A 26437-nucleotide genomic window follows, 5' to 3' on the forward strand; every position below is an offset into this window, starting at 1 on the left:
GGCGCAAGGTCCCCTGCGCCAGGTCAAACTGTCTGAATGGAAGTGAGTAAACGTTGTGGTTTATTCGCCGGCTGGTTCTAACACAATGGTGTTACGTTTGGGCGGTGTGTTGCTCTTCACTGCCGAAGTGGTATTGCTTTGTGCAAGCGAAATGGTCGGCTTGGCAGTAGGTACGGTTTGGCCTGCACTATTTTTATTTACGCTATTTGGATCTGCACCTGTACCCGGAGAACTCAAACTAATCGCCGGCTTGGTTAAATTATTCGAATCTTTAACCTGCTTGTCTTTGCTTTCTATTTCCAAAGTATTCCCGGGTGATGACATTGTCGCTAAGGAAATATTCGGTTTGCTGCGTACAGTATTGTTATTTTCCACACCATTCGAAATGCTTGCATTGGCAGTCGAACCTAGTGAAACACTGGGTTTATGATTTGACCCGGCTTTCGGTAGAACATCCGTCGAAGTATTTAACTGAATATCGTTCGGTTTGGTTTTTTTCGATGCCGCTGTTTTTTCGGTAGAAACATTTTTCGTAACCGAAGAGCTAACCGCTATGTTCTGAGTTACTGCTTGCTGGGGTTTAACGACAGGCTTTTTCGAATTAGGCTGAATATTATCCTGAACATGCATTTCAGTTTCCAGGCCAATGCCTTTCATTTCAACGCACAACTTACCGCGAATATCGAACACATCGATATCCAACTGAACAGTTGTTGTTTTATCCATCTCAGTAGGTAATTGATAACCGTCAGAAAATCTTATCCACGCATATAAATGTTGAGCAAGCTCAGATTGAATATGAACGGACTGAATGCTAAATGGTAAAGAAACCGATTTGAACTGAACCCTGGAACCATCAAGCAACAACATGCTTGCCTGTAAGATGTGATCGAGTACAAACGGATCAACTACACAGTGCTTATCTTGCTGTCCTTGGGTATTGATTTCCAGTAACAGCTGATCTTGCCCTAGTGTTGCCGACTGAATCAATTGGGACCGGTTTGTTGCATCGATTTTCTGATAAAGCGTATTTAACGAAATATCGCGTCCCTTAACACGGGATTGAATACGATTTATGTCCAGAGAAGTATTGCGCAGCTTATCCCCAACAACCGCGTGCCCCTGGCAGTGAATAATTTCTTCATACTGATCATTGTTACCGTGTAACAGGCTATACACTTCAAAAGCCAGGGTATTGGAATTGTTCGGGATAATTGCAATATTAACCTGTGCCATATGCGCCACGGTTAATGGTGCGCCCCAGCTTACACTGTGTATTTCGATTAACTTATCCTGTTTGGGAATACCCATTGCTCTTTCGATAGCTTCTCTGGCCATCTCGATGAAAGCGACACCTGTGAGTGCTTTATTGGCTTCAAAGGTTACGAAAAACGATTCGCTTCCGTTAAATCGCGATCTAAAGCAAAGCTGTTCCAGAATAGAAATATTTTCATGCACAAGTGGATGCAGTATGGCCGTTGATTTTGAATCTCCTCCACCATAACTAACCGTAGTTTTATTATTGGCCGGCTCCACCCAATAACGTTTTCTGGCAAATGGATATGTGGGTAAGCTGACCCGGTGAGGTAATTCGCCGGAGTAGATTTCGCCCCAGGATAGATCAAGGCCTTTTACCCACATCTCGGCAATGTTAGCAAATTGATGATTGTGAACGTATTGCTCAACGACCTCTTTAATATTGCTCTGTTGTTGAATAACAATCATCCCGTCCGCATCTTTCTCAACTCGGGATCGGAAGATTGCAGAATCTACATGACCGTTCAAGAATGTGTTTAACTTTATGCAGATATCCTTTTTACTACGAACAATAAAAGCCAGACGTTCATCCATTGCATCTCGGCCATCTAATAACGTGTATGCAATATCCTCAAGAGCTAACTGCTGAGCACTGTGATTATTGTCAAGGTAGTCATACAGTGCTTTTGCTCTTTGCGTTAATTGTTCGCTGGTTCGAGCAGAAACAACAATAGGTATATCCCGGTTGAAGTGAGCAGCAGATTTTGTTGCCTGCGGCTTGATATATTCTTCTATAACGACATGAGCGTTGGTGCCACTAAAGCCAAAAGAATTGACACTTGCTCGGCGTTTTTCACCGTTGACTACTTGCCAATCCTGAGTGTTTTTGGACACGTAAAATGGTGAACTCTTGAAATCGAACAATGTATTTTCTTTTTGTACATTCAAGCTGGGAACCAATTTTTGGTTCACCATGGACAGCACAACTTTTTGCACACTACACACACCGGCCGCACCAGACGTGTGCCCCACGTTACTTTTTACCGAACCCAAACCACAGAAATTCTTCTTATCGGTTTTCTCTTTAAATACCGCGCTTAAAGCCTCCAATTCAATCGGGTCGCCAAGTTTTGTTCCTGTGCCGTGTGTCTCGATATAGCTAATCGATTCAGGATGAACATTACATTTTTCGTAAAGCTCTCTTTCTAACGCCATTTGGCTGTTCACACTCGGCGCAGTGATACCATTTGTCTTACCATCCTGGTTAATACCGGAACCTAAAATTACGCCGTAAATGGTGTCGTTATCCCGTTCAGCGTCTTCCAGGCGTTTCAGCAATACAACCCCTACGCCTTCGCCAGGTACAAAACCGTCCGCAGAATTATCAAACGTTTTACACTGTCCCGCCGGCGATAACATGCCCGCCTTACACATGCCCATGTATAACTCAGGTTCCAAATACACGCTGGCGCCGCCAGCAAGAGCCATATCAGTTTCGCCTGTTCTTAAACCCTGACAGGCTAAATGGATAGCAACAAGGGAGGATGAACATGCTGTATCGACCGTGATAGCCGGCCCTTTCAAATTAAGGAAGTAGGCAATTCGCGCGGCACCGATAGCAAGGTTATTACCGGTAATATCCGCTGACATGGCATTACTTCTGGCTACAACACCAGCGTACTCATTGCCAATAATGGCCGTGTAAACACCACATTTTTTCCCGTTCAAGGACTGACTGGAATAGCCCGCGTCCTCAAAGGTTTTAAAGCTTTCTTCCAAAAAGAGTCGCTGTTGCGGGTCCATTGTTTTCGCTTCCGCAGGGGAGATTTTGAAAAACAATGGGTCAAAGCAATCAATATCGTCCACTGCTCCCAACCACTTGCAATACACTTTTCCTTCTTTTTTAGGATCAGGATCGTAGTATTCATTGACATCCCAACGGTCTGAAGGAACTTCAGTAATTGAGTTTTTACCGCTTACCAAATTTTCCCAGAACTGATCCATATTGTTGGCCTGGGGGTATCGACCAGACATACCAACGATAGCAATTTTGCCTGAAGAAACCGTCGCTTCTGTTTTATAGTGTTTGACGGGCTTGCGCGCTTTTCGTATCAGGCTTGGATATGAATCCACCAATAAATTCGGTACAGGACTAAATTGCGATGAACCTTGCAATGCCGTAGCTGTTGACGTTTCAGGTGTGGATAACGGCGTTTGCGTATTAATTGCAGAAACAGGTTCCGATACGGTATTGGTTGTCCCGATTTGTTCGGCAATGAAGGAAGCGAACAAATTAATATTTGGATAATCGTAAACAATTGTTGCGGGCAATTGCAGGCGATAGTGTTTTTTCAGTTCGTTTACCCATTCAACACCCACAATAGAATCCAGGCCTAACTCAATAAAAGGTTTATCGACCTGAACATCCGTAACATTCATATATAACGCTTTGGCCAGGCTTTCTTTGAGTTCCTGTTTTAATTGCTCCAAACTGAAAGAAGAGTTCGAAGTGGCTACAACAGAAACTTTTTGAGTATTTGCATGCACACTATCAGGTGAAACGGTAGTGGCCTGTTCAGACGCCGCTAATTCGGCGGGAATAATATTTTTTAGGTATTCTGAAAATGTTTTTATTGTTGGGTAGTCGTAAACGATGGTTGCGGGTAACTCGATAGCATATTGTTTCTTGATTTCATTGACCCATTCAACACCAATGATCGAATCCAGCCCCAGCTCAATAAAGGGTTTATCTAATGCGATATTTGCGTTGGGCAAATACAATGCTTTCGCCAAGCTTTCCTTTAATTCCTGTTGTAAGGTAATCAAATCCCGTCCGGCGTTAACACGACTGGTCGCCGTGCTCTGCGGATTAGACGCGGTGATTGGTGCGGCGGAATAATTGGAAAGTGGTAACGGTGCTTTCGGTAACTCGACTACCGCACTGCTGGTAGAAATCTGTCCATGCAGATAATCCGCAAACTGCACTATCGAAGGATAGTCATACACAATTGTTGCAGGCAACGCTAACGCGTACTGCTTTTTCAGTACGTTAATCCATTCCACACCCACAATGGAATCCAAACCTAGTTCAATAAACGGCTTATCCAGAGCGATAGCAGAAGGCTCCATATACAATGCGTTCGCCAGGCTTTCTTTCAGTTCTTGCTGAAGTTCTTTTAATGAAATTATTGTCGCAGTCTGGGTCTTAGCCGGAGTCACTATACTGATCGAGTTCGCTAATACCGGTTTGCTTTCCAGCACGACGGGCATATCGGTTTTCAATTGGTCGGCAAGGTAACGTGCAAACTCAACAATATTTGGGTAATCGTAAACAACGGTTGCCGGCAAACTTAAACCGTATTGCTTTTTAAGTGCATTTACCCATTCAACACCAATAATCGAATCTAATCCCAACTCAATAAAGGGTTTATCAATTCGAATACTCTCTACACTCATATACAACGCAGTCGCCAAACTCTCTTTCAGCTCATGAATAAGCTGATCACTGGATACAGACAGCGACACAGATTCTGGTTGTGGTGTCGGAGTCTCAACCTTAACCGGTGGCACATTAACCGATGACGTGTTGGTCGAAAGTATGGAATGAATATAGTGAGAAAAGTCTTTCAGATTGGGGTAGTCGTAAACAATGGTAGCAGGCAATGCAATACCATATTGCTTTTTGAGTTCGTTCACCCACTCCACACCGACAATGGAATCCAACCCTAAATCGGTAAAAGGTTTATCCGCATGGATTTTGTCCGAATCCATATACAAGGCTTTCGCCAGACTCGTTTTTAATTCTGATTGCACTTGCGCTAACGTTATGGCCGCAACAGCTGATTCCGTTTTTTCAACTGCGACAACAGATGAAGAAGCTGTTGTATCGCTCTGCGGTTGCGACAAGCCCAGGTACGCCTGCTGTAACGTCAGGCCAGTAATTTGCACACAGATATTGCCCTGCTCATCGGCAAAGTCGATATCGAACGCACCATTGCTTGAGCTTCGTATCCACGCAAGAGAGTGTTGTGCAAACTGATGGAATATTTTTATATTTTGTATGCTCAGAGGTAAAGTGAACTGCCCCAAGCCACTGACCGTTCCGGCAATCGTTGTTTCGGCTCTCATCACCTGATCAATCGCGCAAGGACACAATTGATAGCGAGCAAAGGAACCTTTGACAAAACGTGACACATCAAGCTGAACCAATGCCTGACCAATATCACCACCGGCAAGCTGACGTTTTATTTGTTCAACGTCAAAGGTCAATACGCTTGCGTTTGAAATACATCGCGCAACACCTTGGCAATGCACAACCTCACCGCCCTCCTGCTGACTGTATATCTCAAATTCGACTGAGTTATCGTGATGGTGATACAGACTAATCGATACTTCTTTTGCGCCTTCAAGAATAATGGGTTGTCCCCAAGAGACGTCCGATACTGTTACGACTTTGCCATCGGCATTCGCACTGGCATCAACAACTGCAGCGCGCACCATCTCCAGATACGCTGCGGCTGGCAATACTTTTAACCCGTTGATTTCTGACGCGGCTAAATAGTCTTCTGCACAGTTTAAATAGGTGGTATATCTCAGACCGTCAAGGTTAGATGTATTCTTATGCAGTAACGGATGAATGATCTCCGACCGATACTCAATTGAATCCGGGGCTGATTCACGGTCAATACCAGCAACACTGCTCTGCTCTACTTTAGTAATCCAATAACGCTCTTTAGCAAAAGGATAATTGGGCAATGTTACCTTACGAGGTTTAAGCTGACCGTATAATTGGCTCCAGTCAAATTCCAATCCCTTTGACCACAAGTCCGCAATTTTCGATAGTTTTCCTTGGGAGATCCATTTGCCAATAACAGTTTCCTTCATCTCATTATCTTGACGAAGAATACTTAGGGTTTCTTTATTGTTGCTTACTTGCCCGAGATATACATCGTTATTTTCGCCGTAAATAAAGCTTCTTAACTTTTCACTCAACTCGGCAACGGAACCAGCCATAATTGCCAAACGCTCTTCCATCGGTGCTCTACAGGTTTGCAAGGTATATGCAATATCAAAGAGGTTATGATAATGTGCATTTTCACAGAGATAATCAAACAGATCACTCGCCTTCTGCTGAAGTTGTTCGGGAGTACGAGCAGACAAAGGTAAAATAGTTTTGCCGTTTTCCAAAATAAGCGGCTTACCCGGTTCATTAACCATGGACGGCACATATTCCGAAATCACCAAGTGTGCGTTAGTACCACCAAAGCCGAAACCACTGATTGCCGCTTGACGTTTTTCCGCATCACCTAACGTCCAATCTTGACCTTTCTCACTGACATAAAAAGGTGACGCATTTAAATTGATGTGTTCGTTGATATTTTCAAAATTAATTGTGGGTGGTAGCTGTCGATTTTTAAGGGCAAGAAGCACTTTGATCGAGCTGGCCACACCGGCGGCAGTAAAGCAATGGCCAATATTGCTCTTCACCGAACCCAAGGCACAATAGCCTTGCTTTTTAGTATATTTTTTAAATGTTTCTTTTAACGCATCAACTTCAATCGGGTCACCAAGTTTCGTCCCCGTACCGTGCGCCTCAATTAACTGAATTGAAGCCGGATCAATATTGAAATTGTCGTAAACTTCTTGCTGTAATCGTGTTTGCGAATCCGGGTTGGGAGCGGTAATACCGTTGGTTTTACCGTCCTGGTTAACGCCCCAGCCTTCAATTACACCGTGAATAATATCGCCATCTCTCTCGGCGTCCGATAAACGTTTAAGAATAACCGAACCAACGCCCTCGCCCGGAACAAACCCGTTTGCGCGTTTATCAAAGGTATAGCATTTTCCATCTTTGGATAACATACCGGTTTGCGTGGTTTTGATGTGCATATCCGGCCCGGAGCTGACATACACCCCACCGGCAATTGCCATATTACTTGCACCGGAATTTAAACTGTCACAGGCGTAGGCCATCGCAACAAGGGAAGATGAGCACGCAGTTTCAATCGTTAAGCACGGCCCCTGCAAATCAAAAAAGTACGCGACACGCGCAGCCATAATGGCGGTATCGCCGCCGGTAAAACCCAATGCGCTGATTTGCAGTTCACGTTTTAATAAGTGATAGTCGCCTGGACCACAACCGACAAACACACCACATTTACTGCCCGCTAATGTTTTAGGGGTATAACCGGCATGTTCAAATGCTTGCCAACATGTCTGCATAAGTACCCGCTGTTGCGGGTCCATGCTAAGCGCTTCTTTTGGTGAGATATCAAAAAACAATGGATCGAATGCATCATGGTCATCCAATAAGCCCATATATATGCAATTAGTTTGGCCAGGGCCTGCGTTTTCTTCTTGATAATATTTGCTGATATCCCAACGGCTTTTTGGAATTTCACTAATACAATTCTTACCATCAATGATGTTTTGCCAGTATTCGTTAATATTTGCCGATTTCGGAAACTGACCAGCCATACCAATGACGGCGATAGGTTCTGGCTGAGATGTATTTCTGCGCGAATGACTCTCCTCGGCAGATGTTTTTGGTTTTTTGGATGTTAATTTGGGACGAACTGGTGTTGTGGCTGATAAATTTACTGAATTTGACGTGCTCTCAGGTTTAGTTAGCTCAACCTTAGATGTTACGACAGATTGTGCAACGGTGCTTTTTTCAACCGCCAGATGCGAAGGCTGTGCCGACAACAATTGGCTTTGTACGAATTCGCTCATTTTATTCAAGGTAGACTGACTGTAAACCTTGGTCGCTTCAATATTGAGCCCATATTGCTCGTTAATTTTACGCATCCAGGTAACACTGGTAATGGAGTCCAAACCTAAATCAACAAATTGGGCGTCTTCATCAATATCGTTCGCCGCCATATGTAATTCATTGGCTAACAGGTCTTTTAAAATTTGTCGAACCTGTGTATCGGTTTTCTCAGGGGCAGAAATCGATGTTGATTGATCGGGGCTATACAGTGTATGCGATTCCAACGCAGGCGTTTCCGTTTCAGTCGCAGCGATGTTTTCACCCAGCTCCGAAAACACAAACTGCCCCATCTTATTTAGCGTCGACTGACTATACACCTTGGTCGCTTCGATATTCAAACCATACTTTTCGTTGATCTTACGCATCCAGGTGACACTGGTAATGGAATCCAATCCCAAGTCAACAAACTGCGCATCGTCGTCAACGTCTGCCGCACGCATATGCAACTCATCGGCAAGCAATATTCTCAAGCTATCTTTAACAGAATTTAATGTTTCATCCGTCGAACACATAATCATCCCGGTTTTAACAGGTTCCTGAATTGCCTCATGACGAGGTGACGAAATTGGTGTATTTGATTTTGCTTGAGCAATTTGTGCGGTATCTATTTTTGATAAAGATGAATGACTGTTTATTTCGTCAGTCACATAACGGCTCATTTTATTTAACGTGGATTGGCTATAGACTTTGGTTGCTTCAATGTTTAAACCGTAAGTTTCATTAATTTTTCGCATCCAGGTCACACTTGTTATCGAGTCTAAACCTAGATCCACAAATTGTGCATCCTCGTCCACATCGTTCGCATGCATATGAAGCTCTTCAGCAAGCATATGTTTTAACGCATCGGTAATATCTGTCAGAGAATAGATTTTTCCCACGGTTTGAGAGGTTTCTTGACGCTGTGATGTGGGTTCCAAATTCGTTGTCGATGTGGCTTTATCGGCCTCATTAAACAAATCCGTTATTTGTGATCGCGTTTCAGTTTGGCCAACAAAAGTTTTTTGATGCATGTCTAGTTCATGCTGATAGTTTTCTTCAATATGATCCTGAGTCTGTTGCTGCCACTGATTTTTTAATGCGGTTAATACACTGCGAGGTCTATCCGCAATTTGTTGTGCAATAGCCAGCGCGTTATCACGTATTTGATCACGAGGTAAAACGCGGAGCGACACGCCCCGTTGTTGCAATTCACTACCAGAATTTTCTACTGCAAGCAGTAACGATTCCTTTGCCAAATCCAGGCCAAACATATTTGGTGTAACAAAATTTGCTCCCGCACCAGGCGTGAAACCATATTGCATATACGGACTAAAATATTTGCTCTCTTCACTGAGCAATGCAATATCGGAAAATAAACCCAGTGTTAACCCACCACCCACACCGTGACCCTGCATCGCTGCAATAACCGGAATCGAACACGCCCAGGTGGATTGAAATACTTTATTGTCGGTAAATTGTGTTTGCCCATCCTGAATAGCCAACAACGCTGCTTTGGTGCCACCAGAAGCAAAATATTTGTCGTAACCGGTCAGCACCACAACCTTGTATTGTGGGTTGGCTTCAATATGTTGGAACACTTCGCTCATGCCATCGGTAAATGCCTCCGAGAACATGTTTTTGGCTTCGCGATCTTCCATGCGCACTTCGATAATGCCCTGCGGATGGGCTTTGGCTTTAATCACTTGGGTATTTAATGCGATGTCGGTAACTTCGGTTACCTGTCCATCACTGGGAGCTTCTGCACCCGCCTGCCAGTTCGGTAAGTTTGATATCAGTGTGGTTAAGCAAGTTACACGGTGTTGTTTCCAGGCTTGGAGTTCCGCAAGCGGATACTCGGCTAAAAATGCCGCGAGTTGCTGAGCTTTTGTTGAGGCTTCCTGATCTGAATTGGCGACCAGCACACTGGGGCAACGTTGTTGCAGTTCGGCACCGGTTACTACACCACCACTTAATACCAGTTCCCGTCCTACCACTTGACCATAGTGATACGTTAATAGTGCCGAGGTCGGTTGAGCCAGTTGCGGGTCGTGCAATACCCCTGCCAGGCTGTAGCTACCCTGCTGTTGATAGATCACGCTGTCACACACCTGACTCATCAACCACGCTTTGCCCTGGCTGTCTGAATTTAGTAAGCAGACAACCGGACGCTCGATACTTTGTATCCATTGTTGCAATGCCAATACTTGGTTGACTTGAATTTTTTCGCTGTCTTCGCTGAAAAATTCTGCGTAGTCACTTTGCAGGATCACCACTTTGTAGTGTGGTGCTTTATTGATCTGACGAGCTAATTTGGTGAGATCGGCCAGTAAGGTTTTTACCGCGTAACTGCGTTTGGCTTGCTGGATATGTACCGTGAGCACATGCTCTTGTTCGGTGTGTAATGCGATGTTTTTGCTGGGGGAACTCAGCTTCACTTTTTTTGCGGGTGTGGGTTCTGCAATCGCATCAACCGGGTTCAGTTGTTGCGTTAAGGCGAATTGTTGACGACCCAGGTGTTGTTTTAATAAACGTAAGGCGGTTTGTGGTTTTTTGGCCAGGTTTTCTGCCAATTTGTGTGCGTGGGTGTGCACCTGTTTTTTGTCGACGATGGCGCAGGTCCAGGATTTTGCTTTTAATTCTGCTCCGCGCATCAAGGGTGTTTGAAATAGTAAATCTGTCGCCTGTTGGTAACCAAAGCGATGTTCAAACATCTGCTGTTCGGCTGGACTGGGGAAGAGTTCGTCCACACTGTAGCCGTAGTCTGAATCCTGGTTGAGCACCATAAAATCACACAGTGACGCCACCAACCAACCCGCACCGGTTGCATGGCCTTCCACCGCCGCAATCACCGGATAGGGAAATTCACTGAGGGTAGCCAGGAGCTTGCTTGTTATCGCTTGGTTAACATGGTTTCGGTCGCCGCGAAGAAACGTCTGCTCGCCACCTTGCAAAATCAACACTTTCAGATCGGCATGGCTTTGCACCAACGCCAATTGATTCAACAGCGTTTGCTGGATCGCTTCAGACAAAACTGGCTGATCCGCTACGGCGTCAATCTGAAGCGAGTAGATACCATTGCCGTGATCCTGACATAGAACGGTGCCCGTGGTCTTCGATTGTGAATCTATGGAAGTCATGTGTTCATTGTTCCCGTAATGATGGCGCAGGGTCCCCTGCGCCAGGTCAAACTGTCTGAATGGAAGTGAGTAAACGTTGTGGTTTATTCGCCGGCTGGTTCTAACACAATGGTGTTACGTTTGGGCGGTGTGTTGCTCTTCACTGCCGAAGTGGTATTGCTTTGTGCAAGCGAAATGGTCGGCTTGGCAGTAGGTACGGTTTGGCTTGCACCATTTTTATTTGCGCTATTTGGATCTGCACCTGTACCCGGAGAATTCAAACTAATCGCCGGCTTGGACGAAATAGTATTGAGCGAAACTTTTTTCTCACGGTTATGACTACTGGTGTTCGTATCGTCGGAGTGTAACGCTGGCGACGCCAATGCAATACTTGGTTTTGCAACAGATTGTTTTTGTTGCGACGCGCCAGCTATTGTCAGCGATATTGTCGGTTTAGCAATTGAACTAGCGATAGGCTTGGCCACCACCGCCGTCGACCGGTTTTTATTCGATACCTGTTCGGGTGAACGCATAATCGGTTCGGGTGTATAAACTGTTGTCGCCACTTGCGCAGACTCGTAACGCAAGCCTTCCACATCCATACACACGTCGCCTTGCGCAGTGGTAAGGCGAATAGTAATAAAACCAGTAATCGGTTCGCGTTTAACCCAGGCAAATAAAGGACGACTTACATCAGAATAACGAATAAACCGGTTAACCGATAACGGCAAGGATGGCGATAACGAGCCAGCTACAAGATGGCTGACACTTTGGAATGCGCCATCAATCAGTTGACTAAATTCACTATCCGTCACGTTGGCATGGCCAACAGCTAATTCAACCAGAAGCTCATTATCACCAATAAGCACTTCTTTTACCGATTGGAATGCCGTTTCATAAACTGCGCCGCTATTTTGCAATAACACATAATGCTGTTGAGCATTTAGGGTGTTTTTGTTCATGCGCATTTTGATGTCGTGTAAGTTAATACGCGTCGGCGCATATTCTTCGCCAACTATCACATCAGCTTGATAATGAATAATTCCTTCTGTTGAATGACCGCTACTAATTTCAACCACGTAACGATTATTTCCCGTCGCAAAAACGGTCGTTTCAAGCGCAGTTTTCATTCCGCCGTTAAGTAATTCACCCAAGGCGATATTTCGCAGCTCAACACCATTGCTATGAATATTCGGTAACGCGAATTGTGCAGCGGCGCTCGCCATATCCAGGTACATAGCAACCGGAAGAACAGCTTCGCCCTGATAACGACAGCTATTAACAAGCGGATCATGATCGGGAAACTGCGACCGGTAGCATTGCTGTGAAATATCTGATGCATTTTGATGTAACAGAGGATGGAATTTGCCACCTGCAACGGAGGTGTTGGCAATATCCGATCTTTCCGCCCAGTAACGTTCTTTCGCAAACGGATATACTGGCAAACTGACTCGTTGAGGTTTGTTATTGGAATATAACAGGTTCCAATTAATTTGTTTACCTTGCGACCAGGCCTCAGCCAACGCATTAAGTTGACGTTCGGTGTCGATATACTGGCGAATAAGTGTTTCAGATTCTTGCTTTGACAACCAGATTTCAGCAGAACGCTTTACTTTCCCGACAAAGGCATTGGCAACAGAATTACCCGCCGCAAGGGCATGTAATTTAGTTTTAAGTTCTTCGATTGAACGAACAATAAATGCAATCCTTTCCTGTTGCGGTTCTCGACCAACTTGCAGCGTATAAGTTATGTCTTGAATATCCAATACGCTACTGTCTGTTGTTTCCAGGTAACGAAGTAAATCGGAAATTTTTTCCTGAAGCTGTTCATCTGTGCGGCCAGATAACAAGACTAATCCAGGTGCATGTTTTTGCGGTTGCCGACTTAACTGCACCTCGTACTCTTGCACAATCAAGTGCGCATTCGCACCACCTGCACCAAAGGAGGAAATACCGGCAATACGGGGAATTTCCTGCTGCTTGCCGTTGAGTTTTAATTTTGGCTTCTGCCAATTTTCCAGACTTTTCTGAACTTTGAATGGCGTTTGGTAGAAATCGATTTCCGGGTTAGTCACTTCGGCATGAAGACTCGGCACTAGCTTCTTGTACTTCATCTGCAATAACACTTTGGTCAGCGCTGCAATGCCTGCGGCAGATTCACAATGCCCGATATTGGATTTAATGGAACCAATGGCACAAAACTGTTTTGCCGAAGTCGTCTGTTTAAATGCACGACTTAAACCAGACACTTCGATTGGATCGCCCAATGAGGTGCCCGTTCCATGTGCTTCAATATAACTAATATGGTCCGCCGTTAAATTCGCTCTTTCCAGAGCTTTGGCGATGACATTGGCTTGAGCCACAGGATTTGGCACCGTATAACCGTTGGTTTTCCCACCGGCATTAATGGCACTGCCTTTAATCACACCATAGATGTGGTCGCCGTCTTGTTCAGCTTTGGCTAACGGTTTCAATACCACCGCGCCCACACCTTCCGCATCAACAAAGCCATCCGCACCCACACCAAAGGATTTACACTGATTATCGGAGGACAACATGGTGAGCGCACTTAATTCTTGATAGTGAACCGGGTCGATAATTAAATTCACCCCACCAGCAATAGCACATTCGCTTAAACCACTGTAGAGACTATCCAAAGCCACATGAATGGCTGTCAATGATGCTGAACAGGCCGTATCGATCGCCATCGATGGACCTTGATAATTAAATAAATACGAAATTCTATTGGCAACCGAATAATGCAACGGTTGTGTGTTGTAGCGCGAGTTCATCACCCCGACAAAAACACCAATTTTATCGTTAGCACCCAAACTATTTGGCGTATAACCTGCGTCTTCAATTGCGTGGTAACAGGCTTGCAGGAACAATCGTTCCTGAGGGTCCATGGCTTTGGCTTCTTTCGGCGATACGCGGAAAAATAAGGGGTCAAATTTATCGATGTCGGCAAGGAAACCACCCCACTTGGTATAGCTCTTACCCGCCTTGCCTTTTTCTTCGTCGTAATGCTTTTGCCAATCCCAACGTTCTGCTGGCACTTCGGAAATGCAGTTTACGCCTTCAGCAATATTCTTCCAGAAAGCATCTAAATCGGGAGATTGTGGATAACGGCCGCTTAAACCAACAATCGCCACATCCATGGTATTTAACGCGGTATTTTGTGTCACCAAGCCCGAGTTATAAAAACGTGTTGAATCAACAACAAGATTTGGATGAACATTTTGCTCGCTGTGTTGAGAAACCGCTGCTGACAGCTCAGACTGCTTCGGCTCAACGGTTTCCTCACCTAACAGGCTGACTAATTCTTCGTGGTTGTTTTCGATCAGATGATCCGCCAGACCATTAACATCTTGAACCTCGAAGAACAGCGTACTGGTAATACCGGAAAAAACTTTACGTAAACCACTGGTGAGCTGCACCACCAAAATGGAATCTAACCCGTAGTCTGACAGTGGCGTATTGGCGGCCACTTGTGAAGCTTTCATACGTAGCGCTTTGGCAACGCTTTCTTTTAAATAATGAATTGTTCTTTCTTTAAAGCTAAGGTCGTTGTCACGGCTAACCGTTGCCACAGAACGAGTAACAACGTCATTTTTCTGTTGAATGGTTTCTACAACGTTTGTTGACGATGTGTTATTTACCTCAGGCATTTTTTGTCTTACAACACCGTCGCTGTCAGAAACAACCACCATCTGCCCTAAATTGTGCATCGCTGCAGCGGGGAAGAAAACGGCATTAAAGCCTTCGTCCAACAAAATGGATTGCCAACCTTTAGGGCTCAAACCTGGGCTGCCGTTTAGTCGTACCGTTTCATCTTCATATAGCCACCAGCCATCAAGCAGACCAAATGTAAGATGATTAAACAGCGTCCATATACTCATTTCATTAAGCAGTAGAACACCTTCGGTTTTTAATGCTGCTTTAGCATTTCGCAAGGTTTCGCGAATATTGGGCGTGGCGTGCAGGCAATTGGTTGAAATAACAAAGTCATACCGGTTCATATCAATACTTTGTGTTTCCAATGGTTTGGAAGCATCAAAGATCGCGGTCGTGAGTGCCGGAAATTCCGGTTGATAATGCTCTTCCGCATGAATAAGAAATGCTTTGGATAAATCCGTGTAGCAGTACTCGTCAATCACATTGGCGTATTGTTGCAGTAAAGGAAGGAGTTTTGCCGTAGTGCCACCGGTTCCCGCACCAATTTCCAATATCCGAATCGGCGCGGGCTTGCCGCTGGATAATTTTTTCTCAATGCACGCCACCAGGCTTTGGCCTAATACATCATTGTAGAAATCAGCCAAGGCGTTGTTTTTATATATACCTTCAACCAGTTTCACCGAAGAATCTGGAAACATAACATCCGTTGCTTTCTGTTTACCGGTCAGAATATTCGGCAGTGCTTTTAAGCACACCTCCATTAAATTCACTTGTGCCTGAAGATTGGGGTTAGCTAACCAAGTGGTTTTCTGGTTGTCCCATTGTTGCCAAAGGTCAGGTAAATCCCGAACCTGGCCGGCAACCAGATCACGACTATTGGCAAACTGCTGTTGCAAATAGGCCACCGAAGAATCTAACCAGCGGCTATATAAGTTGGTTAACACATTTGCTTTCGGTGAAGCCGATCCAGTAATTACATCATTATCAATGACGTCAATGGAAATTAAACTTGCCGCAAGAATCTCCGTTGACAACGTCAATATGGCTGGAGAAAGTATATTTTCTTCTAACTTGAACAACGGCGTTTTCAATACCGGCACATCTGATAAAGACGGCCCGTATTCCGTTAAGGCTGCTGACTGCAGTAATGGTAAATAATCGACTGTTTCCCGTTGACTGACTTCATCAAGGGCGTAATCCTTGAGTGTTTTCATCAAGGCAACTTGGGGGATATCTGAACTGATCAATACCTTCAGTGATTCCATCGCCTCGTCGGTTTCGATCGAACCAACACCGAGTTGTTCAAAACGCTTATTATAAAAATCGTCGGTCACAATCCCCACACTGCCCCAAAAGCCCCAATTCATTATTTTTACGGGGTAGCGGTATTGCGTATTCAAGTATTGAGCAAAGCTATCCTTGAATGTACAACCGGCGGAATAATTTGATTGACCGGGCGCACGAGTAAATGAAATTAATGAAGAAAAGAACAACATGAAATCCAGATCACACTGCCCAAATACTTCATCCATATTAATCGACACATCGACTTTTGCCGCCAAGCTGGCTTTAAATCGCTGCTCTTCCATTTGCACAAAACTTTGATCCTGCAACACAATTGCGGAATGAACAACACCATGGATTCTTGAATATTTTTCGCTAATGACAGTCCATGCCTGTTGCAGTGACGGTAAATCGGTTGCATCAGCGGCAACATAAAATGGCGCTGGTCCCAATTTGGCTAGGTCATCGATCTTGTGTTGAATATCTTCGGTAATATGTTTTCTACCAATCCAAACCATATTGGCTTGGTAGTGTTCGATCATGTAACGGCTCCAGGCTTCGCCGATACCACCTGCGCCGCCGATAACAACATAGACACCACCTTGACGATATGCCGGTAACGACTCAGGTAACCTTGCGGCTCTGGCCAACCCTTGCACAAACCATTCGCCACTGCGATATGCCATACCTCTTCCCTGCTCATCCCAAGGCAGTTGCATACACTCCTTCGCAGTGACAGTGTGCAAACCATCGATATCAAGAAGTCGGATATTCCACTCGGGGTATTCCTTCGCCAAACTGCCCACCAAACCAAACAGCCCGCCGTGCGCTGGCGTGACTGTTGCGTGGGGTTTTACTTGTTGCGTATTCTCAGTGATGATTGTCCAGTTCAGAACTTTATCTGCAAAGCCCAGATTTAATAATGCTTTCACTGTACGGAAAACCGCAAGGACACCGTCTTCCTGATCTTCAATAATCTGTCGCTTACTCGCCGCAGCGCCTGTTGCAACTGAGCCAATATCCGGTGCCATCCATATAAGGTGGTCAAAATCCACCTGTGCCAACTTGCTGGCTATAACATCACTGTCGGTCTTTAACGGTAAGTTGAAAAGCTCGGCATTGGCGTAACAGTCATTAAGCCAATTTAATTGTTCAACACGTTCACCCAACAACAATACTTTTTGGTTTTCGTCGATGTTTATCGACTCAATCAACTTTTGAGGAACAAAATTCCAGACTGGCACAAGGGTGTTTAACTGCTCTTGGTATTCATCGTCATCGTTGGTCGATGAAATATCCTGCACGGAAGTGTTTTCCAGTTGCTTGGCAGCGTCCAGGGCTCGAGAAGAGAACCCTTTCATGCTTACGCACAAGTTGCCCGCTTCATCATACAAATCGACATCAAACTTTGTCACAGCCTGTGAAGCATTCACATCGCCGGCAAAACGAACATGGGCGAACATTGATGAACAACAGGGAGAAACAATGTCAAGCGAGTCGAGGGCAAACGGCAATAATGGTTGCCCTGCCTCACTCGCTTTTTCATGAATTAACGCCAGCGATGTTTGCAACGCACAATCCATTAAACTTGGGTGAAGTACGAAATCTCCGGCGGTATTGGCAATAACTGACGGTAAACTGAGTTCTGTCAAAAGCTGCTGTTGGCCGCAATAAATCCCTCTGACCGCTTTATGAGCCGGACCATAATGAATGCCCTGATTCTCGAATAAGGTGTATAAATCTGGAACAGCAAATTCACCTTGCGTCATTTGCTTTTTCAGTGAATGGACACTAATAGTTGTTTGCGCCGCAGACAGTGAAAGATGTACACAACCGTGACAATGACTGATGGTGTCATCTCCCACTTTTGATACAACGGTAAAGTCAATAACAGTTTCCGAGCGAACCTGCAACACTACAGAAACCTCGGTTGGCTCGCTAACGATTATCGGCTTCAACCAAACACAATCACGAATGGCAATAGCAGTATCCGCATTACCTTCCGGTAACGCGAAAGTCACTGCCGCCCTGACCATCTCAAGATAAGCAACAGCGGGAAATATTTTCTGGCCATTCACTTGGTGATCATTTAAGAAAAATTCACCACCATTTAAATAGGAAGTGTAACGTTGACTGACCAAATTAGAGGTGTTTTCATGCACAAGCGCATGTAACTGACCTCGTTGATGATTTTTCCCGCTATTTGAATTGCGCGTAAATTCTTCCAACCAGTAACGTTGTTCTGCAAAAGGATAAGCCGGTAGCGAAATACGTTTTGCATTTGCGGGCACATCGAATTTAGTCCAATCCAAATACAGGCCTTTCACCCAAAGCTCAAGCAGCTTGCTATATTTTTTACTTGCAATCCAACGGTCTAATATATCGCCGAAATCCGGGTCTTCTGTAATAAGCGCTAATGCCGAATCGTCGCCGGTGCGCGTATTAAGGTAGAGCCCCTCGGTTGTGGTATTGCCTTGAATATATGCACGCAACAGCTGGCAAACGCCTGCTTTGCTGTTGGCCAAAATAGCAAAGCGACTTTCCATGACCTCGCGACCGTGTTGCAAGGTATAGGCTAATGACGCTAAGTCGCATGGAGTTTGTTCAAGATAAGCAAGCAATTGCTCTGCTTTTTTATGCAACTGTGATTCCGTTTTCGCGGAAAGAGGGAAAATTAATAAATCGTCGGATTCTTCTACGACGGTTTGTGAAGCCTTGTATTCTTGCAGCAGGATATGTGCATTGGTACCGCCTGCACCGAATGAAGAAATACCGGCAATACGGGGTACTCGCTTACCATTATTTGTCACCGTTCCCCATGGTGAAACCGATTTGTTCAGCGTAAATGCCGTGTTGTCAAAATCCAGATTCGGATTGGTTTGTTCCGCATGTAACGTTGGTACGATGGTTTCGTGCTTCATTTGCAGCAGCACTTTGGTCACACCTGCAATACCGGCGGCGGATTCAAGGTGGCCGATATTGGATTTTGCCGATCCCAGTTTACAGAAACCTTTGTCCTGCGAATCCTGTGAAAATGCTTTTTGTAACCCGGTTAACTCAATCGGATCACCCAATTCTGTGCCCGTACCATGGGCTTCGATATAACTGATATCTCGAGCAGTAACACCGGCCTTGTCAATTGCACCTCGAATTAAATCCGAATGAGCATTAGGGTTCGGTACGGTATAGCCGTTCGCTTTACCACCGTGGTTAACATTGGAAGAAAGAATAATACCGTGAATATGATCGTTATCGCGTTCGGCATCACTCAATGCCTTTAACAACACAACGCCTACACCTTCTCCGGGTACATATCCATTACCGCCCGCACCAAAACTTTTGCACAAACCATCACGCGATAGCATTTGTTGTGCGCTTAACCAAGTGTAGCTATACGGGTGCAAATATAAATTCACGCCGCCGGCAAAGGCAATGTCGCATTCGCCACGACGGATATGTTCACACGCTTCGTGAATGGCAACCAAAGACGAAGAGCACATCGTATCGATTGGCATACTCGGACCAGTAATATCCAAGTGGTACGAAACGCGGTTCGCTACCGAAGCAAATGACGTTCGAGGGAAAAATCCTTCGTCTTTTTGGGATATTTCAGAGCTGTATAAATCGAAACCGGTTTTGGTTATACCAGAAAAAACACCCACACGTTTTTGGTATATTTTTCTCAAGTCTTCTTTGGTGTAACCCGCATCCTCCATCGCCTTCCACGATTCCTGCAGGAACAATCTTTCCTGCGGGTCCATGTTTACCGCTTCCCGTGGGGATATGTTAAAAAACAGTGGATCAAAATCGGCAAATTGGTCGATGAATCCGCCCCACTTGCTGTAACTGAGTGCATTTTCTATCGCATCTTCAACACTCTCGGTATAAAAGCCATCCAGGCTCCAGCGCTCTGGTGGAATTTCGCCAACACTGTTTCGGCCGGATTTTAAGTTTTGCCAAAATTCATCCAGCGTTCCCGCTTCGGGATAAATACCGCTGATGCCGATAATAGCAATAGGCTCATTGGCCTGCTTAACAGAACGAATGGAAGACACCTGATTTGTTTTCAACGGCGCACTGGCGGCAGTTCGAGAAGACGTATTTGAAATTAAATCTCGACCCACCCATTCTGCACATTTTCTTTCGTACTGGGCGACCATGTACGAAGAGAGTGATGCCAGAGTATTGTGCTCAAAAAAGAGTGTTTTTGAGATATCACCAAAAATTAAAGCAAGTTTGGCATTCAGTTGATTGATGAAAATGGAATCAATGCCGTATTGGGAAAAAGATTCCGTCGCATCAATTTTTTCGGGCGACATACCGATAACCGAACCAAATAACGCTTTCATTTTTTTAAGCGTTTCGTCTTCTAATGCTTCAACATTGAATTTGATTTCGTTGGAATTTGATTTAGTTAGTTGTGCTGCTTGCGAGTGAAGAGCAGCGGTCATTTTAGTCAAATCACCTTGCATCACCAGGGCTTGAGAAGCATCCGAGAAAATACTTTGATGGAAACCCGATAGACCAACCGCCGTTTCCATCGGTTGCATTCCCGTTGTCTGAGCCATCAACTGCAAACTTCCCTCGTCCATGGACATACCGCCCACTTGCCAAAGTGGCCAGTTGATCGCAACCGTTCGACCTTTACGTTCGCCAATTACCGCCAATTGATTGCGATACTCCGCGTATTGATCCATAAAACCATTGGCCGCCGTGTAATCAGCTTGACCGGAATTACCCAAGGCACTGGTAAACGAAGAAAATAAGGCAAAGAAATCCAGATCAAGGTGTTTAGTCGCCTCATCCAAATACACCGTTGCGTCTACTTTCGGCGGTAAAACGCGATGAAAATCATCCAGAGATTTCTTAACGATATAACTATCTGAAATCATGCCAGCACAATGAATGACACCGTTCAAAGAAGAATGACTTTCTGTTATTTGATTAATACAACCCTGTACTTGATCGCGGTCGTTTAAGTTCAATACCACGTAGTCAAGCTGACAGCCTTTATTTCTCGCTTGCACAGCAAGACCTTGAAACAGTTTTTGTTTGTCACCAGCCAGGTCAGAACGGCCAGTTAAGATAACTGTCGAGTTTGATGTTTTGCTTAGAACTTCCCGGGCGAATAGCGCTCCAAGACCGCCTAATCCGCCAGTAATTAAATATGTACCGCTGTCGTGGAATGCACTCTGAACCTCAAATTTTGGTGCATGGTGTGGTTGGCTTTCGACAATATGCCAGCGCATTACTTCCCGTGTTGATTGCACGTATCGAACATGAGCGTGAATATGTGTATCCGCTTCATCATCTAATTGATGTTTTAATGTTTCCAGCTCGGTGGTATCGGTTACGATGACTTGTCCATGAAATAACGGTTGCTCAATGGATGCAGTTTTTAGCATGCCCGACAAACCAGAAATCATCCATTCATGTTGTTTATTTGCTATAACCAGCTGACATAAAACAGGCTCAGTTCGTTTTTCCAACAATAAGGTTTTAATGTCTTGGAAAACAGTGGCGGCATAGTTTCGATAGGCTTCCGGCAGGCTTTGCTTATTCAGGTAAGTCAGAGCATGAACCTTTGTATCGGAAGCAACCGAACTAAAACGTTGTGCTAAGTCTTCAGCGAATTCACATAGAATAATATGACGCTGCGAAACTGATTGAACCTTACGCTCCCCCTGATTGAGCTCCTGCTCTTGCCATTTTGGTGTCGCAATCAGAAAACCGTTATTGCTTTCCGTGTTACTTATCGACGATGGCTGCACAAATTGTTTTGCAGACGACTGTTTTTCAATCCAATAACGCTCTTTGGCAAACGGGTAAACCGGTAAGGTTATAGACGTAGGTTTATGTTGGAGATGAGTGTATGCGGAGGCCCAATCGATATCTCGTCCCTTTGTCCAGCAGCGGCCAATGTCTTCCCAATTAGGGCTGAGGAGATCAACACTGTATTGAATATTATCCAATAAGGACTGCTGACCCGTTATCGATGATGCGGTTGAATTGCCTTGTGCGAGCCCGGTTACCGTCTCACCCGACAACCATTGGTTCAGCTTATGACTTAACTCCTTAGCACTTGCCACTTTTATCGCTAACCGGCTAGACATTTCGCTTCGACCAAGCTGCCACTGATAAATAGCATTGGCAAAGGTTTCATCTGTGATATTTTGCTGGTTTAGCCAGTGCATTACGTTATGCGCATAGGCTTTTAATCGGTCTTCGTTTTTTGCCGATAGAACAAATAAATAATCCTTACATAAAGGTAAGTATACAGATTCGCGTGCACTATATTCCTCAAGCACAACGTGTGCATTTGCTCCACCTGATCCGAAGCTACTCACACCCGCGATTTTTGGGGATTCACTCCACACTTGATGTTGACTGGTAATATGAAATGGCGTGGATTCCAAACTGATTTTTGGATTTAATTGCTGATAATTTAGCGAGGCAGGTAATTCACTGTGTTGCATTGCAAGCACAACTTTTAGCAATCCGGTAATGCCTGCTGCTGACTCTAAATGCCCCAAATTGGTTTTTATTGAACCCAGTCCACAAGATTGTGGATTTTTATTCTCGCTCTTAAGCAAATATGCCGTCTGGATTCCTTGAACCTCAATTGGATCACCCAATGATGTCCCAGTGCCATGCGCTTCAATATACGAAATCTGCTCCGCTGTAACGCCAGCATTTTCCCAAGCAGACACAATAAGTTCACTTTGTTTAACCGGGTTTGGCACGGTTAAACCACCAGCAAGACCGCCATGATTTACTGCACTGCCCTTGATAACGCCATGAATTCTATCGCCATCATTTACCGCTTTATCTAACGGTTTTAATAACAACGTCACCGCGCCCTCTGCACGGACATAACCATTCGCCTGTTCATCAAAAACTTTGCATTGACCATCTTCAGCAATCATTCCAGCTTTGTAGTAAGCGATGGATAAATCCGGATGGCAAATAAGATTGACGCCCGCAACCAATGCCGCATCACAATCGCCGGCTTTCAATGACTGTAACGCAGTGTGTAAGGCAACCAACGACGACGAACACGCCGTGTCCACCAGTAAGCTCGGCCCCGAAAAATCGAAAAAGTACGATATTCTATTAGCAAGAACCGCAAGTGAATTACCCACTGCATTGTGAGCTTCGGTTTCGGTATCGGCTTCTTGAATTAATCGGCTGTAATCGCAGTTTGATGCACCAACAAATACTCCTGTTTTTGAGCCTTTTAACGCTTCTGGTTTGATCGCGGCGTCTTCTAAACATTGCCAGGCAAGCTCTAATAAAATACGTTGTTGTGGATCGGTAAATACGGCCTCTTTGGGTGTGATTCGGAAAAAACCAGCGTCAAACGATTCCGCACCGGAAATAAATCCACCTTTATTAATACCGGGCATTTCCTCACTGTCAGGCCAATGAGACCGAAAATCAGGATAGTCACTGATGGCATTTTTGCCGTTGGCCAACAATTCCCATAATTGTGTGTACGATTCAACCCCACCTGGCAACTTGCACGCCATTCCCACGATGGCGATATCTTTATTTGTGCTGGTCTTCTCGTGTTTTTCAGTTGGTGAATCTACTTTGGAGTTCGCCCTGATATTTGATTCGTTTGCACCCAGTACATCCGCAAGATATTTGACAATTTTGTTTACAGTGGCGTACTCAAAGAAAAATGCGGCTTTGAGTTTATGGCGATATTGTTCTTCTATCAGCTTTTGCAGTTGTAATAAATCAGCAGAATCAAGCCCCATTTCCATTATTGGTATATCCATGTTCAATTGAACATTGTGTTGCTCCAATAACTTTGTTGCGGACTGACAAACAAATTGATGGATATCCGCCAAAGATGCTTGAACCGAACCGCCTTGTGCTTGCTTCAGGTTTTGAATTTTTTTGGCGTGAGATATACGGCCATGAATATCGTAGGAAACCAACACTCCATTGCCGTTATTGGCACTGTCTTCTGGTCGATAGTCGGCAACGACTGTAACAATATCCGCACCATGCGCTTGATGAAATGCAAGTACCGGGTCCTGTTCTACACCACTTAGGCGAATGTAGTTTTCATATGATGGGCAGTTGGATTCTTCGTATTTTTTTGTGAGCGTGACCGCAACAACACGATCAACACCCGTCACTAAACTACAACGCTGCAACATGAATTCAAGTAGCTGATCGCCCAGATTACGATTTTGTAACCCGGGGTCGACATTTACAGCAATCAACTGCAATGTAGTACCGGTTATATCGTGCAATTCATGCACGTTACCGGCGGTACTGTTTAGCAATGCCTCAACGCTGGATATACGTTGACTGTAAATAACACCAATCACCTTACCCGCCTGTTCCAAGACAAACTGACCTTCCGGATAAGCGGTGATTCTGGCCAGAATGGTTTCACGGGACGAACGTGTATGTTTCCAGCATAAAGATTCCAGCTCAACTAACCTGTCCAAGTCATTGTGGTTAGCGAAACGGACACAATAATCCCGTTTAACAAACTGATTGGTAATAAACTGGCAAGATTGACCTCGCTTAGGAGATCGCGTTACGCAGGTCTGATTAAACCATCCACTCGCAGCAGAAAGCACAAACATTGATTCAGCAGTAATACGAGACTGATTCCAGCTCGTAATAGCATCCTTAATCAACTCATTGAGCTGTGCCGAACAGATTCGGGAAACATCAACCGCGGGTAACGTATGGCCCGTTTTTACTTCCAGATTGTGCAATTTTCTGGCATGGGCGGACGTAAAGACACTTAGCCAGGTAGCAAGTAATTCCTCTCGATGGGTATTATTTTCCACATTCTCGGCCAGTTGAGAAATAAACCCAGATACAGTTTTATTACTGTAATTAGCACCGTGACTTATATTAGCCGAATTTTTTACCTGTTCAATTTCGTCTAAGTAACACACCCAATGATCAAGCGTGGAAAGAAATGCGCGGAGGGAAGTTAACTGGCAGAAGGCTTCTGATGTAAATAGATTATGAGCGGATTTGGTTAACGTTGGTTGACGTTTTGTCAACCAACCCAAAGTATTAAATATCGTTTCAATATTCTTTTTCGCACTCGCGTCCGCTGCGTGAACAATGTCTAAGAGTTTTTCATAACCGAGGTCTTTACACGCTTCCGCCAACAATACAACAACGACGTCCCCTTGCAATGTATTATTCACGCTCGACACGACCACGTCATTTAACAACTGAATCAATAGTAGTCCAGATCCCTCATCGCCCTCACCCATTAACATATCTGCTGGCGTTGCGGCATATAGCTTTACGCAGTTTTCGGCAAATTCAGAGGTCAATACCTCTGCCGAACAACAAAATTCTCCAGCCTGGTTTTGTTCAGCCAAACCAAGCTCTTGAAGTGCGCACAGCATAAAGGAAATGGCTTGTGGGTTTAGATCGTGTTTTTCTGCAACCGAATCGGCAGAATTATATTGACCGTTAGTAAAGCATCCCAGTACACCATGTTGATCTAAAACAGACAAGATCGGGGCGGCAATGTAACCTGTACTAAATTGATTCATGTTCTTAGACATTTTTCATTTCACTTTAGTTTTGTGCGAATTCTTCGTTTTCAATTCCGTTTTGAATTTCATCAAGCTCTTTGACGTACTTAACAGTGTTGTTTTTGTATTTATCGTTCTTTAACAACAAGTCTTTCATTTCATTGAACTTTTCATCAAAAACGTTAACCAGCGCAGCGTTGGCAATTGGGTAAGGAATGCCCATATCCATTTCGGAAATGGATGTAATTTCGACTCGACCATTCGGCAGCGGCTTATAGGTCCAGTTATTACTTAAATGAACCATTCTTCTGTATTCAGATCTTGGCTCTCGGTTATGCGCAGAAAACACGTTGGCATCGACAATGCCTGTTTCAGGATCTTGGCTGTATTGATTGATAATGATGACTTCAACCATACCAAAAGCTTCCATATCCAGCTTATAGGTATCGTAAGCGTAGAAAACCGGGTTCGCGTTCACCTCTTCTATCCGACGCACATCAATAGCCCCAACATCTTCCCCAGTGCTGGTCGAAGCGATATAACTCACCACATCGTTTAACCGAGCTTCAACTTCAAATACCACTTTGTATTTGTAAAGCACATTACCAGGTGTTTTTAAACGATAAATTTTCATACCGTCTTTATCGCTCGCCAACACCCACTCATTGGTACCGGAGTTTTTCCACATATTGTGCGCAACAAGACCTATAACGGTAATTGCGATAACAATCACTCCCAAAACATTAAACACTTTCTTCAGAATGCTTTTTTTGGGCTTATCAACGGAATTATTCATACTATTTTTCCTTCTTACTAAAAATTGG

3 protein-coding genes are annotated in these 26437 nt (G+C 44.6%); all 3 read right to left on the reverse strand.

The features are described from left to right. Window positions 1-60: 60 nt before the first annotated feature. The 3 genes from P5V12_RS10295 to P5V12_RS10305 all read right to left on the reverse strand — a co-directional run bounded on the left by P5V12_RS10295 (window position 61) and on the right by P5V12_RS10305 (window position 26409). Window positions 61-11145, reverse strand: coding sequence for a beta-ketoacyl synthase N-terminal-like domain-containing protein (locus P5V12_RS10295; RefSeq protein WP_316957268.1), 11085 nt, complete (start codon window positions 11143-11145; stop codon window positions 61-63). Window positions 11146-11228: 83 nt separating this feature from the next. Continuing rightward, window positions 11229-25643 carry an SDR family NAD(P)-dependent oxidoreductase gene (locus tag P5V12_RS10300; RefSeq protein ID WP_316957269.1) on the reverse strand — a complete coding sequence of 4805 codons (14415 nt, stop codon included), beginning with the start codon at window positions 25641-25643 and terminating at the stop codon, window positions 11229-11231. Between the two features lie 13 nt (window positions 25644-25656). Then, window positions 25657-26409 (reverse strand): hypothetical protein, encoded by a 753-nt coding sequence (locus P5V12_RS10305; protein ID WP_316957270.1) that lies wholly within the window; start codon window positions 26407-26409, stop codon window positions 25657-25659. Window positions 26410-26437: the final 28 nt, after the last annotated feature.

It is taken from the genome of Teredinibacter sp. KSP-S5-2 (assembly GCF_032773895.1).
GTDB lineage: Bacteria > Pseudomonadota > Gammaproteobacteria > Pseudomonadales > Cellvibrionaceae.

What these genes read in the sequence shown, in the direction of transcription:
- P5V12_RS10295 (WP_316957268.1), bottom strand. Translation starts at nt 11,145, where the DNA reads ATGACTTCCATAGATTCACAATCGAAGACCACGGGCACCGTTCTATGT.
- P5V12_RS10300 (WP_316957269.1), bottom strand. Translation starts at nt 25,643, where the DNA reads ATGTCTAAGAACATGAATCAATTTAGTACAGGTTACATTGCCGCCCCG.
- P5V12_RS10305 (WP_316957270.1), bottom strand. Translation starts at nt 26,409, where the DNA reads ATGAATAATTCCGTTGATAAGCCCAAAAAAAGCATTCTGAAGAAAGTG.